Annotated in this window: 14 protein-coding genes; 1 reads left to right on the top strand and 13 read right to left on the bottom strand. The window is 59.4% G+C overall.

Features of this window, described 5'->3' with window-relative positions; translation table 11 throughout:
- Nucleotides 1-160: 160 nt before the first annotated feature.
- The 3 genes from cysN to ACYZTW_RS05300 all read right to left on the bottom strand — a co-directional run bounded on the left by cysN (nt 161) and on the right by ACYZTW_RS05300 (nt 3995).
- Nucleotides 161-2059 (bottom strand): sulfate adenylyltransferase subunit CysN, encoded by a 1899-nt coding sequence (gene cysN / locus ACYZTW_RS05310; protein WP_462004019.1) that lies wholly within the window; start codon nt 2057-2059, stop codon nt 161-163.
- Nucleotides 2060-2068: 9 nt separating this feature from the next.
- The gene (cysD, locus tag ACYZTW_RS05305; RefSeq protein ID WP_462004018.1) at nt 2069-2986 is read right to left on the bottom strand and encodes a sulfate adenylyltransferase subunit CysD; all 918 of its coding nucleotides are present in this window, start codon (nt 2984-2986) and stop codon (nt 2069-2071) included.
- A gap of 250 nt (nt 2987-3236) precedes the next feature.
- Entirely contained in the window at nt 3237-3995 is a 759-nt protein-coding gene (locus ACYZTW_RS05300; RefSeq protein ID WP_462004017.1) for a Nif3-like dinuclear metal center hexameric protein, read from the bottom strand.
- A 102-nt stretch (nt 3996-4097) separates the two neighbouring features.
- Between ACYZTW_RS05300 and algW the strand changes: the two genes are divergently transcribed.
- Nucleotides 4098-5258 carry a Do family serine endopeptidase AlgW gene (gene algW, locus ACYZTW_RS05295; RefSeq protein WP_462004016.1) on the top strand — a complete coding sequence of 387 codons (1161 nt, stop codon included), beginning with the start codon at nt 4098-4100 and terminating at the stop codon, nt 5256-5258.
- Nucleotides 5259-5381: 123 nt separating this feature from the next.
- On the opposite strand, the gene hisC is transcribed toward algW, so the two are convergent.
- From hisC to ACYZTW_RS05245, 10 genes are all read right to left on the bottom strand, one after another.
- Nucleotides 5382-6434 (bottom strand): histidinol-phosphate transaminase, encoded by a 1053-nt coding sequence (hisC, locus tag ACYZTW_RS05290; RefSeq protein WP_462004015.1) that lies wholly within the window; start codon nt 6432-6434, stop codon nt 5382-5384.
- A gap of 2 nt (nt 6435-6436) precedes the next feature.
- Nucleotides 6437-7762 (bottom strand): histidinol dehydrogenase, encoded by a 1326-nt coding sequence (gene hisD / locus ACYZTW_RS05285; RefSeq protein WP_462004014.1) that lies wholly within the window; start codon nt 7760-7762, stop codon nt 6437-6439.
- Nucleotides 7763-7888: 126 nt separating this feature from the next.
- The gene (gene hisG, locus ACYZTW_RS05280) at nt 7889-8524 is read right to left on the bottom strand and encodes an ATP phosphoribosyltransferase (protein WP_007901570.1); all 636 of its coding nucleotides are present in this window, start codon (nt 8522-8524) and stop codon (nt 7889-7891) included.
- A gap of 126 nt (nt 8525-8650) precedes the next feature.
- Nucleotides 8651-9916, bottom strand: a complete 1266-nt coding sequence (gene murA / locus ACYZTW_RS05275; protein WP_150633264.1) for a UDP-N-acetylglucosamine 1-carboxyvinyltransferase — start codon at nt 9914-9916, stop codon at nt 8651-8653.
- Between the two features lie 22 nt (nt 9917-9938).
- Nucleotides 9939-10190 carry a BolA family protein gene (locus ACYZTW_RS05270; RefSeq protein ID WP_038978976.1) on the bottom strand — a complete coding sequence of 84 codons (252 nt, stop codon included), beginning with the start codon at nt 10188-10190 and terminating at the stop codon, nt 9939-9941.
- 113 nt (nt 10191-10303) lie between these two features.
- Entirely contained in the window at nt 10304-10609 is a 306-nt protein-coding gene (locus tag ACYZTW_RS05265; protein ID WP_462004013.1) for an STAS domain-containing protein, read from the bottom strand.
- Entirely contained in the window at nt 10606-11262 is a 657-nt protein-coding gene (locus tag ACYZTW_RS05260; protein ID WP_462004012.1) for an MlaC/ttg2D family ABC transporter substrate-binding protein, read from the bottom strand. The genes ACYZTW_RS05265 and ACYZTW_RS05260 overlap by 4 nt, the downstream gene beginning before the upstream one ends.
- 11 nt (nt 11263-11273) lie before the next feature.
- Nucleotides 11274-11741, bottom strand: coding sequence for an outer membrane lipid asymmetry maintenance protein MlaD (gene mlaD, locus ACYZTW_RS05255; RefSeq protein ID WP_008150743.1), 468 nt, complete (start codon nt 11739-11741; stop codon nt 11274-11276).
- Nucleotides 11741-12538 carry a lipid asymmetry maintenance ABC transporter permease subunit MlaE gene (gene mlaE / locus ACYZTW_RS05250; protein ID WP_008150745.1) on the bottom strand — a complete coding sequence of 266 codons (798 nt, stop codon included), beginning with the start codon at nt 12536-12538 and terminating at the stop codon, nt 11741-11743. Before mlaE ends, mlaD begins: the two co-directional genes overlap by 1 nt.
- On the bottom strand, nt 12538-13347 hold the full coding sequence (locus ACYZTW_RS05245) for an ATP-binding cassette domain-containing protein (RefSeq protein ID WP_059403257.1): 810 nt from the start codon (nt 13345-13347) through the stop codon (nt 12538-12540). Before ACYZTW_RS05245 ends, mlaE begins: the two co-directional genes overlap by 1 nt.
- Nucleotides 13348-13409: the final 62 nt, after the last annotated feature.

Here is a 13409-nt window from a genome sequence, read left to right as displayed (position 1 = left end):
GCGCCTGTTCCGGCCTCTTCGCGAGAAGGCTCGCTCCCACAGTTGATCTTCGGTAAACACTGATCTTGTGGGAGCGAGCCTGCTCGCGAAGGCGATTTCAGGGACACAAAAAAACCCGCCGATGATCACTCATCGGCGGGTTTTTTATTACTGCTAACGCTTAGATCGCGCCGCGCTTACGCAGCAGATCCAGCACTTGCTTGACGCTTTCTTCCAGCGACAGCGACTGGGTGTCGACCACAAGGTCGGCATCCAGCGGCACGTCGTACGGGAAGGAATCGCCCGGGATGTTATCCCCGGCCGCCGCGTACAGGCCTTGTGGGTCACGCTCGGCACAGACCGTCGGAGAGGCCTGGACGTAGACCGTCAGCAGACGCTCCTTCCCGATCAGTTCCCTGGCCTGCTCACGACCTTCGGCACTCGGCGCAACGAAGGCTGCCAGGGTCAGCAGACCGGCTTCGTTGAACTGACGCGCAACGTGCGCCGCACGACGCCAGTTCTCGGTACGCCCGGCGCGATCCTGTGGCAGACCTTTGTTCAGGTCGTGACGCAGGTTCTGGCCATCGAGTACAAACACCGCGCGGCCCATGTCGAACAGCTTGCGTTCAACGGCGTAGGCCAGGGTGCTTTTGCCGGCGCCCGACAAACCGCTGAACAACACGGTGGCCGGTTGCTGGCCGAAGCGCTGGGCGCGTTCTTCGGTGGCGACGTGCGCCAGTTTGCCGTGATGCGTGCTGGTGCCATGACTCAACGGCTGAGCGATGATCATGCCGGCCGCGACGGTGCCATTGGTCAAACGATCGATGACGATGAACGAACCAGTGGTGCGGTTGCTCGCGTAACCGTCCAGCGCGATGGCCGCGTCGAGGCTGATCTTGACCCGACCGATTTCGTTCAAGTGCAGCGCACTGGCCGGACCTTCTTCCAGGGTGTTCACGTCAACGCGGTTGACGATGCTGGTGATCGAACCCGGCACGTAACTCGTGGCGCGCTTGATGTCGTATTTCTTGCCCGGCAGCATTGGTTCTTCGGCCATCCACACCAGCATGGCGTCGAAGGCGTCAGTCACTTGCGGCAGGTTGTCGGCGTGCACCAGCAAGTCGCCGCGGGAGATGTCGATCTCGTCTTCCATGGTCAGCGTTACCGCTTGACCAGGACCGGCATGCTCCAGCTCACCTTCGAAGGTGACGATGGATTTCACGCGGCTGCTCTTGCCCGACGGCAGCACAACGACTTCGTCGCCCTTGTGCACGACGCCGCTGGCCAAGGTACCTGCGAAACCACGGAAATTCAGGTTCGGACGGTTGACGTACTGCACCGGGAAACGCAAATCGGTGTAATTGCGGTCGTTGGCGATCTCGACGGTCTCGAGAATTTCCATCAGCGACTGGCCGGTGTACCACGGCGAGCGCTCGGACTTGTTCACCACGTTGTCGCCCTTCAGCGCCGACATCGGCACGAAGGCCATGGTGGTCGGCTTGAACGCGATGCCTTCGGCGAACTTCAGGTAATCGGCCTTGATCGACTCGAAGACTGTTTCGTCGAAACCGTTGAGGTCCATCTTGTTGATGGCGACAACGATGTGCTTGATGCCGAGCAACGAGGCAATGAAGCTGTGGCGACGGGTCTGGGTCTGCACGCCGTAACGGGCGTCGACCAGGATGATCGCCAGGTCACAGGTGGATGCACCGGTGGCCATGTTGCGGGTGTACTGCTCATGGCCAGGGGTGTCGGCGATGATGAATTTGCGTTTGGCGGTGGAGAAATAACGGTAAGCGACATCGATGGTGATGCCCTGCTCCCGCTCGGCCTGCAGGCCGTCGACCAGCAATGCCAGGTCGATGTCATCACCGGTGGTGCCGACTTTTTTCGAGTCGCGGGTAATGGCTTCCAGGTGATCTTCGTAGATCATTTTGGAGTCGTGCAGCAGGCGCCCGATCAGGGTGCTCTTGCCGTCGTCGACGTTGCCACAGGTCAGAAAGCGCAGCATTTCCTTGCGTTCGTGCTGGCCCAGGTAGGCGAGGATGTCCTCGCTGATCAAATCAGATGCGTGCGACATGACAACCCCTTAGAAATAACCCTGACGTTTCTTTTCTTCCATCGAGCCTGCGCCATCGTGATCGATGACCCGGCCCTGGCGTTCGGAAGTTCGCGTCAGGAGCATTTCCTGAATGATGTCGGTCAGGCTGGTGGCCTCGGACTCGACCGCACCGGTCAGCGGGTAGTCGCCGAGCGTACGGAAGCGGACCTTCTTCTTGACGATACGCGCCTTGTCTTCATCGCTCAGGTGATTGAGCAGACGTTCGTCGTCGATCATGATCCAGGTGCCATTCATCTCGATAACGTCGCGCTCGGCGGCGAAATACAGCGGCACAATCGGGATGCCTTCGAGGTAGATGTACTGCCAGATGTCCAGTTCGGTCCAGTTCGACAACGGGAACACACGGATCGATTCGCCCTTGTTGACCTTGCCGTTGTAGACATTCCACAACTCGGGACGCTGGTTTTTCGGGTCCCAGCGGTGCTTGGTGTCGCGGAAGGAATACACGCGCTCTTTGGCACGAGACTTCTCTTCGTCGCGACGGGCACCACCGAAAGCGGCATCGAAACCGTACTTGTCGAGGGCCTGCTTGAGGCCTTCGGTTTTCATGATATCGGTGTGCTTGGCGCTACCGTGGGTCAGCGGGTTGATGCCCTGCGCAACACCCTCGGGATTCACGTGCACGATCAGGTCCAGGCCGAGTTCTTCGACCATGCGGTCGCGGAACGCGTACATTTCCTTGAACTTCCACCGGGTGTCGACGTGCATCACCGGGAACGGCAGTTTGCCCGGGAAGAATGCCTTGCGCGCAAGGTGCAGCATCACGGCGGAGTCTTTACCGACGGAGTACAGCATCACCGGGTTATCGAACTCGGCGGCGACCTCGCGGATGATGTGGATGCTTTCGGCCTCCAGCTGTTTCAGATGCGTCAGTTTGTCGACCATGGCTACTCACGAAAACGATCTTATGGACGGCCAGCGGGCCGTGTTCGAGCGGGGAATCCTAGCACAGCGACCTCTTCTAATCAGGTCGTCGACTAGATCGAAAGGGTATATGAATATACCTGCCTGTTCGGGTGTACTGGGCCCTGTGGGAGTGAGCCTGCTCGCGATAGCGGTGTGTCAGTCACATCAATGTCGAATGTGACGCAGCCATCGCGAGCAGGCTCGCTCCCACAGTGGATAGGGGGGTGATTCAGATGGGATTCGGGCAATCGATGAAGATGTGCTCAAGGGCGAAACGGCGCGCCAGATAATCGCCCAGGGCCTGAACGCCGTAGCGCTCGGTGGCATGGTGGCCGGCGGCGATGAAGCTGATGTCGTTTTCCCGGGCGCTGTGGAAGGTCTGCTCGGACGCCTCACCGCTGAGGTACAAGTCGACGCCAGCCAGCACGGCCTGATCGATGTACCCCTGACCGCCACCGGTGCACCAGCCAACGCGCCGGATCATCTCGCTGCCTTCAATCAGTAACGGCTCGCGCCCCATGACTTCTTGTACGCGACGGGCAAAATCGCGGGGTGTCACCGGTTCGCTCAATGAACCGACCAGGCCGACAACTTTGAGGTTGTCCGGGTCCAGCGGGCCTTCGACGGTGATGTCCAGCTGACGTGCCAGCTGCACGTTATTGCCGACTTCCGGGTGCAGATCCAGCGGCAGATGGTAGGACAGCAGGCTGATATCGTGCTTGAGCAGGGTTTTCAACCGACGCTGCTTCATGCCAGTGATGCACGGATTCTCGCCCTTCCAGAAATAGCCGTGATGCACCAGCACCAGATCGGCGCTGGCTTCCACTGCGGCGTCGAGCAACGCCTGGCTGGCGGTGACGCCACTGACGATGCGCATCACCTGCGGCCGGCCTTCGACTTGCAACCCGTTGGGGCAGTAATCGGCAATCTTTGCGCTGCTAAGGTAACGGTCGGCTTCTTCGACCAGGGTGCTCAGGGCGACGGCCATAAAAGACTCCTAAATATCCCGTTCAGAGGCACGCTTCGCCTCGTATAATGCGCGACATTATGGGCGGTCTCATACCGCCTGCAACCTCTCAGGACGTGCTTAATGCTCAAAGCGCTGCGTTTTTCCGGCTGGCCGCTGTTGGCCGGCGTGCTTATCGCTCTGTTGATAATCCAGCGTTACCCGCAGTGGGTCGGGCTCCCGAGCCTCGACGTCAACATGCAGCAAGCCCCGCAAACCACCACCATGCAACAAGGCCCCGTGTCCTATGCCGACGCGGTCACCACGGCCGCGCCGTCGGTGGTCAACCTGTACACCACCAAAGTCATCAACAAACCGAACCATCCGCTGTTCGAGGACCCGCAGTTCCGCCGCTTCTTCGGCGACAACTCGCCCAAGCAGAAGCGCATGGAATCGAGCCTCGGTTCAGGCGTGATTATGAGCCCGGAAGGTTACCTGCTGACCAACAACCACGTGACCAGCGGCGCCGACCAGATCGTGGTGGCGCTCAAGGACGGTCGTGAAACCCTGGCCCGGGTGATAGGCAGCGACCCGGAAACCGACCTTGCGGTCCTGAAGATCGACTTGAAGAATCTTCCATCGATTACCGTCGGGCGCTCCGACAACATCCGCATCGGCGACGTGGCCCTGGCCATCGGCAACCCGTTCGGCGTCGGCCAGACCGTGACCATGGGCATCATCAGCGCCACCGGGCGCAATCAGCTGGGCTTGAACAACTACGAAGACTTCATTCAGACCGACGCTGCGATCAACCCCGGCAACTCCGGCGGTGCGCTGGTGGATGCCAACGGCAACCTGACCGGCATCAACACGGCGATATTCTCCAAATCCGGCGGTTCGCAGGGCATCGGTTTCGCGATCCCGGTGAAGCTGGCCATGGAAGTGATGAAGTCGATTATCGAACACGGCCAGGTGATTCGCGGCTGGCTCGGCATCGAAGTGCAGCCATTGTCCCAGGAACTGGCGGAGTCATTTGGTCTGTCGGGACGGCCGGGCATTGTGGTCGCGGGGATTTTCCGTGACGGTCCGGCGCAGAAGGCTGGCCTGCAATTGGGTGACGTGATCCTCAGCATCGACGGCGAGCCGGCTGGCGATGGTCGCCGTTCGATGAACCAGGTTGCGCGGATCAAGCCCACCGACAAGGTCACGATCCAGGTGATGCGCAACGGCAAAGAGCTCAAGCTCACCGCAGAGATCGGTTTGCGTCCGCCACCTGCGCCGGTTAAAGAGAAAGAAGAAGAGTAAGAAGTCAGCACAAAACCCTAGTGGGAGCGAGCCTGCTCGCGAAGAGGCCATAACATTCAATATCTATGTTGAATGTCAGACCGCCTTCGCGAGCAGGCTCGCTCCCACAGGGTCAGTGTTGATTTACAGGTCGCCGAGGCCGTCGATCAACGCCTGATTCTGCTCCGGTGTGCCGATGGAGATCCGCAGGAACTGGGCAATCCGTTCCTGCTTGAAGTGCCGAACAATCACGCCTTGCTCGCGCAATTTCGCCGCGAGACCAGCCGCATCGTGCTGCGGATGACGGGCGAAAATGAAGTTCGCCGCCGACGGCAGCACTTCAAAGCCCTTCGCTTCCAGTTGGGCAACCACCCACTCACGATGCTCGATGACCAAGCGGCACGTCTTGTCGAAGTACCCGCGATCCTCGAACGCCGCCGCAGCACCGACATTCGCCAGACGATCCAGCGGATAGGAGTTGAAGCTGTTCTTGATTCTCTCCAGCGCCTCGATCAAGTCCGGATGCCCCACCGCCAACCCCACCCGCAAGCCGGCCAGCGAGCGGGATTTGGACAAGGTCTGGGTCACCAGCAGGTTCGGATAACGGTCTACCAACGTGATCGCGGTTTCGCCGCCAAAGTCGATGTAGGCCTCATCCACCACGACCACCGAATCCGGGCTGGCCTTGAGGATCCGCTCCACAGCGTCCAGTGCCAACAGGCAACCGGTCGGCGCGTTCGGGTTGGGGAAGATGATCCCGCCGTTCGGCTTGGCGTAGTCTGCCGGGTTGATCTGGAATTGTTCGTCCAGCGGCACCGCGTCGTACGTGATGCCATACAACCCGCAGTAGACCGGATAGAAGCTGTAGCTGATGTCCGGGAACAGCACTGCTTTGTCGTGTTGCAGCAAACCGTGAAAGATGTGCGCCAGGACTTCATCGGAACCGTTGCCAAGGAACACCTGATTGGCCTGCACGCCGTAATAAGTAGCCACGGCGTTTTTCAGCAGATCGCTGTTCGGGTCCGGGTACAGACGCAGGTTGTCGTTCAGTTCGGTCTGCATCGCCGCCAAGGCTTTTGGCGATGGTCCGTACGGGTTTTCGTTGGTGTTGAGCTTCACCAGTTTCGCCAGTTTCGGCTGCTCGCCCGGCACGTAAGGCACCAGATTCTTGACGAACGGGCTCCAGAATTTACTCATGCTCAGTTTCCCTTTTGCTCATCAACGATGCGGTATTCGGCGCTCCGCGCGTGGGCAGTCAGCGACTCGCCACGGGCCAGCACGGAGGCGGTTTTGCCCAGTTCCGACGCACCCTGCTCGGAGCAGAAGATGATCGACGAACGTTTCTGGAAGTCGTACACACCCAGCGGCGAGGAGAAGCGCGCGGTGCCGGAGGTCGGCAACACGTGGTTCGGACCTGCGCAGTAATCGCCCAGCGCTTCGGACGTGTGACGGCCCATGAAGATCGCGCCGGCGTGGCGAATCTTCGGCAGCCAGGCCTGAGGGTCAGCAACGGACAACTCAAGGTGTTCCGGCGCGATGCGATTGGCCACTTCGATGGCTTGGTCCATGTCGCGGACTTTGATCAGCGCACCACGGCCTTTGATCGAGGTTTCGATGATCTCGGCACGCTCCATGGTCGGCAGCAATTTGGCGATGCTGGCGGCGACCTTGTCGAGGAACTCGGCGTCCGGGCTGACCAGAATCGCCTGGGCGTCTTCGTCGTGCTCGGCCTGGGAGAACAGGTCCATGGCGATCCAGTCCGGATCAGTCTGGCCGTCGCAGACCACGAGGATTTCGGATGGGCCGGCGATCATGTCGATGCCGACCTGACCAAACACGTGGCGCTTGGCGGTGGCGACGTAGATGTTGCCCGGACCGACCACCTTGTCGACCTTCGGCACGCTTTCAGTGCCATAGGCCAGCGCGGCGACCGCTTGAGCGCCGCCGATGGTGAACACGCGGTCGACGCCGGCGATGCAAGCTGCGGCCAGCACCAGCTCGTTGATTTCACCACGAGGTGTCGGCACCACCATAACCACTTCGGTCACGCCGGCCACCTTGGCTGGAATCGCGTTCATCAGTACCGAGGAAGGATAAGACGCCTTGCCGCCCGGTACATACAGGCCGGCGCGATCCAGCGGCGTGACCTTCTGGCCCAGCACGGTGCCGTCAGCTTCGGTGTAGCTCCAGGAGTCCTGTTTCTGTTTCTCGTGGTAGCTGCGTACTCGGGACGCGGCTTTTTCCAGCGCTTCACGCTGAGGCACGGTGATTCGGGTCAGGGCCAGTTCCAGGCGTTCACGGGGCAGGATCAGGTCCGCCATGGATGCGACTTGCAGGCCGTCGAACTTCTGGGTGAATTCCACCAGTGCCGCATCGCCACGCTCACGCACGGCCTTGATGATGTCCAGCACCCGCTGATTGACCGAGTCGTCAGACACACTTTCCCAGCTCAGCAGATGATCCAGATGATGTGCGAAATCCGGGTCAGCAGCGTTGAGTCGGCGAATTGCAGTCGGTGCGGTCATAGCGAGAGCCTCATAGGAATGGCAAAAAACTCAGGTGCCGTAAGCTAGCAGCCGATCCGCTTGGGCACCTGAGAATTCTGGCTATGAGGCGGATAGACGGGCGCGACTTAACGTCGCGCAGGTGAATCAGCCGCGGTGTCGAGACTCCACTGCCTTGCGCAGGGTGTCGATCAACGCCTGGATACGGGCGTGCTGCATTTTCATCGAAGCTTTGTTCACGATCAGCCGGGAGCTGATGTCGGCAATGAAATCCTGGGGTTCCAGACCATTGGCGCGCAGGGTATTGCCGGTATCGACCACGTCGATGATCTTGTCTGCCAGACCGATCAGCGGCGCCAGTTCCATCGAGCCATAGAGCTTGATGATGTCGACCTGACGGCCCTGTTCGGCGTAGTAGCGCTTGGCAACGTTGACGAATTTGGTCGCCACACGCAGGCGGCCCTTGGGCTCGACATCGCCGACACGGCCGGCGGTCATCAGCTTGCAGAGGGCAATTCGCAGGTCCAATGGCTCGTACAAACCCTGGCCGCCGTATTCCATCAGCACATCTTTACCGGCGACGCCCAGGTCAGCGGCACCATGTTCGACGTAAGTCGGCACATCGGTGGCGCGCACGATCAACAGGCGCACATCGGCCTGAGTCGTGGGGATGATCAGCTTGCGGCTCTTGTCCGGATTCTCGGTCGGCACGATGCCCGCTTCAGCCAGAAGCGGCAGGGTGTCGTCAAGGATGCGGCCCTTGGACAGTGCGATGGTCAACATGGGAAACGTCAGTCCTTATCAAGGTACTCATGCCCGGTCGCAAATGGCGCCGGACACACATCGAGCCGGAAACCGGCTCGACTTCAACAAATCAACGAGCGCGTCCCTGCGCCCATGCAGCAGAAACTAGCCCGGTACGCGGCGGATCTTGGCGCCGAGCATCTGCAGTTTCTCTTCGATGCACTCGTAACCACGGTCGATGTGGTAGATGCGGTCGATCAGGGTGTCACCTTCAGCGATCAGCGCCGAGATCACCAGGCTGGCCGAAGCACGCAGGTCTGTGGCCATGACTGGCGCGCCTTTCAGCTTCTCGGTACCGGTGACGATGGCGGTGTTGCCTTCGACCTGGATCTTCGCGCCCATGCGGTGCAGTTCGTAAACGTGCATGAAGCGGTTTTCGAAGATCGTCTCGATCACGGCACCGGTGCCTTCGGCAATGGCGTTGAGCGAGATGAACTGCGCTTGCATGTCGGTCGGGAACGCCGGGTACGGAGCGGTGCGCACGTTAACGGCTTTTGGCCGCTTGCCGTGCATGTTCAGCTCGATCCAGTCTTCGCCCGAAGTGATTTCGGCGCCGGCTTCACGGAGTTTTTCCAGAACGGCTTCGAGGATCGTCGGGTCGGTGTCCTTGACCTTCACACGGCCGCCGGTCACGGCAGCTGCAACCAGGTAGGTCCCGGTTTCGATACGGTCAGGCATCACTTTGTAAGTGGTCGGGTGCAGACGCTCGACGCCATCGATGGTGATGGTGTCGGTGCCGGCGCCAGTGATCTTGGCGCCCATGGCGATCAGGAAGTTCGCCAGGTCGATGACTTCAGGTTCGCGAGCGGCGTTTGCCAGAACGCTGCGGCCCTTGGCCAGAGCGGCCGCCATCATGATGTTTTCGGTACCGGTCACGCTGACGGTGTCGAAGAAGAAGTGCGCACCGCGCAGGCCGCCTTCAGGCGCCTTGGCCTTGATGTAGCCGCCTTCGACGTCGATGACCGCGCCCATGGCTTCGAGGCCACGGATGTGCAGGTCAACCGGACGCGAACCGATGGCGCAACCGCCAGGCAGTGCGACTTCGGCTTCACCGAAACGGGCAACCATCGGGCCCAGCACCAGAATCGACGCACGCATGGTTTTAACCAGTTCGTACGGCGCGATCAGGGTCTTGATGGTACGCGGGTCGATTTCGACGCTGAGTTTCTCGTCGATCACCGGCTCAATGCCCATGCGACCGAACAGTTCGATCATGGTGGTGATGTCGTGCAGGTGCGGCAGGTTGGCAACAGTCACCGGGCCATCGCACAGCAAGGTTGCAGCCAGGATCGGCAGGGCAGAGTTCTTTGCCCCGGAAATGCGGATCTCGCCATCAAGACGAGCGCCACCGGTAATAATCAATTTATCCATAAGAATCTCGACGCCCTTGGGTTCAGGTGCGCTCGGCCCAGGCCGCGCTGCTGAAAAATTTCATAGTGACCGCATGGATGCTGCCATCGGTGATCCATGGGTTCAAATGGGCATAGATCTGCTGCTGACGCTTCACCGGGCTCAACGCCGCCAGTTCATCGCTAATCACGTTCAGCTGAAAGTTGCAGCCTTCGCCTTCAACTTCTACCTGCACTTGTGACAGAGAATCAGACAGCTTTCCTTCAAGGAAGCTCTTTACTTCGTTGGCCTGCATGCTCAACCTCAATCGGCGCCCTGTGCGCGCGGGTCGGACATCATACAAAAAAGCCCCGCGCCTGCGAACCCCGCGAAGCAGGACTCTGACGGGGGGCTTCTTTATAGATGCGGTTAGGGATGCGCCAACAGCTCGGTCATTTCGCTGACCTGAGCGATTTCGCGCATGTCTTCTGGCATCCCGCGGATGCTCAGCGCCTTGCCGGCCGCCTCCGCATCACGCATGAAGCACAGCAGCAGCGACAAGCCGACACTGCTGGATTTCAACACTGCCGAGCAATCGACCACCAGTGCAGCGGCCTTGCTGGACTTGATCAGCGCCTGCCCCTGCTTGCGCAAGCCGGGGCCGGTGCGGTAATCCAGCATGCCGCTAAGCGTCAGCTCGCCGGATTCGCTTATGCGAATGGCCGACACACTCATTGAGTTTGCGTCTCAGTGGTTTGCTTCTGGCTGGCTTCCTTGGCTTTGGCGACTTCCCCGGCCCAACCATTGATGGTCTTGTCCAGGTCGTTACCATTGCGCTGCATCGCATCAGCGAATTGATCACGAAACAGCTTGCCGATGTTAATGCCGTTGATGATCACGTTGCGCAGTTTCCACTCGCCATTGATCTTTTCGAGTGTGTAAGACACTGGATAGATCGCGCCGTTACTGCCCTTGACCGTCATGGCAACGCTTGTACGGTCTCCCGACTCATCCTTGGCAGGGTCAACGACGATCCCTTGGTTGTTGTACTCGAGCAACGCATTGCCATAAAACTGGAACAGGCCTTTTTTGAAGTTTTCTTCAAACGTCTTCATTTGCGCAGGCGTGGCTTTGCGCGAATACTTGACCGTCATGATGCTCTTGGAAATGCCTTCGGCATCCACAACAGGTCCGACGATGCTGTCCAGCGCGGCATAAAAGTCTTTCGGATCCTGCTTGTACTTCTCTTTATTGGCCGACAGATCGGCAAGTAACCGATTGGTGGTGTCCTGCACGATATCGTGCGCCGAGGGCGCTGCCACGGCGTTAGCCATCAACGGCAGGGCCGCGAGTAATACCAACAGGCCACGTCGCAAGGTAGAGATCATACAAAAGCTCCTCATTTGGCGTCTTTACTAACGGTATTGAGCAGAAATTTACCGATCAGGTCTTCAAGTACCAGCGACGACTGCGTGTCGTGGATGGTTGAGCCATCCTTGAGCAAGCCTTCTTCGCCGCCCACGCTGAGACCGATGTACTTCTCGCCCAACAGCCCAGCGGTCAGGATAGATGCAGTGGAGTCAGTCGGCAGGTTATCTACGCGTTTTTCCAGCTGCATGGTCACTCGACCGGTGAAACTGTCGCGGTCCAGATCGATCGCCGTAACCTTGCCGATGGTCACACCGGCCATGGTCACTTTAGCTCTGACAGTCAAACCGGCGATATTGTCGAAATACGCATAAAGTTTATAAGTGTCGGTGGTTGCGCTCGGGGACAGGCCACTCACCCGCAACGCCAGCAACAGCAAAGCCAGGATGCCAGCCAGCAAGAAAAGGCCGACACCGATTTCCAGGGTGCGGTTTTGCATCAGAAATCTCCAAACATCAAGGCGGTCAGAATAAAGTCCAGGCCGAGTACAGCCAAAGAGGCATACACCACGGTCTTGGTCGTGGCACGACTGATCCCCTCGGAAGTGGGCTCGCAGTCATAGCCTTGGAATACGGCGATCCAGGTGACGACAAAGGCAAAAACGATGCTTTTGATGATGCCATTGAGCACATCGTCAGCAAAGGTCACGCTGTTCTGCATGTTGGACCAGTAGGAACCTTCATAGACACCCAGCCAGTCGACAGCCACCCACGAACCACCCCAGATACCCACCACGCTGAAGATCATCGCCAGCACGGGAAGGGAAATGAAGCCGGCCCACAGGCGCGGGGCAATGATGTACTTGAGCGGGTCGACGCCAATCATTTCCAGACTGGACAACTGCTCGGTGGACTTCATGTTGCCGATTTCGGCAGTCAATGCCGAACCGGCGCGCCCGGCGAACAACAATGCCGTGACCACGGGGCCCAGTTCACGCAACAGCGTCAGCGCAACCATCTGGCCGACCGCCTGCTCAGAACCATAGCTGGATAGAATGTTGAAGCCTTGCAGCGCCAGCACCATGCCAATGAATACCCCGGAGACCACGATGATCACCAGGGACATCACGCCCACCGAGTGCAGTTGCTTGATCAGCAGGCCAAAACCGCCGCCAATGCCGCCGCGGCCAAGCAAGGCATGAAACAGGAATATCGCCGAACGGCCGAACACCCCCAGCACATCAATGCCAGAGTGGCCGAACCGGCGAACCCGCTCTATGAGTGAAATCTTGCGCATCAACGCTTCCCCAGAAGATCTGCGCGGTAATCCGTCGCTGGAAAATGATAGGCGACCGGACCGTCCGGCTCGCCTGTCATGAATTGACGGATGCGTGGCTCCTGCGAGTTCATCAGCTCCTCGGGAGTGCCCTGCCCCAACACCTGGCCTTCGCCGACGACATAGATGTAATCGGCGATGCTCGCGGTCTCGGCCAGGTCGTGGGAGACCACGATACTGGTGATGCCCAGCGCATCGTTGAGCAGGCGGATCAGGCGCACCAATACGCCCATGGCGATGGGGTCCTGGCCGACAAAGGGCTCGTCATACATGAGAATCTGCGGATCGAGGGCGATTGCCCGGGCCAGCGCGACACGACGTTTCATGCCTCCGGACAACTCGTCAGGCATCAGATCGATGGCGCCACGCAAGCCCACGGCCTGCAATTTGAGCAGGACAATGTCCCGGATCATTTCTTCCGGCAGTTCGGTATGAACGCGTAGCGGAAAGGCGACGTTCTCGAACACATCGAGATCGGTAAACAGAGCACCACTCTGAAACAGTACGCCCATGTGCTTGCGCGCATCGAACAGATCACTGCGCGATAGCTTCGGCAGGTTCTGCCCGTTGACCCAGACTTCGCCTTTGGTGGGCCGCAACTGTGCGCCCATCAGCCGCAACAGCGTGGTCTTGCCACACCCGGAAGGCCCCATGATGCCGGTGACCTTGCCGCGCGGAATACGTATATCGACATTATTGAAAATGCTGCGCGCACCGCGCTTGAAGGTCAGTCCCTTCAGCTCGACCGCGTAGGCTTTATCGGCACTCATCTAAACTCCTTGCGATGCAGCCTCTCACTCGGACGCCTGACTTTCTCGCGAAAGCACATACC

It is taken from the genome of Pseudomonas sp. LB3P25, from assembly GCF_054897985.1.
This window is presented reverse-complemented; position numbering and strand designations above follow the sequence as displayed.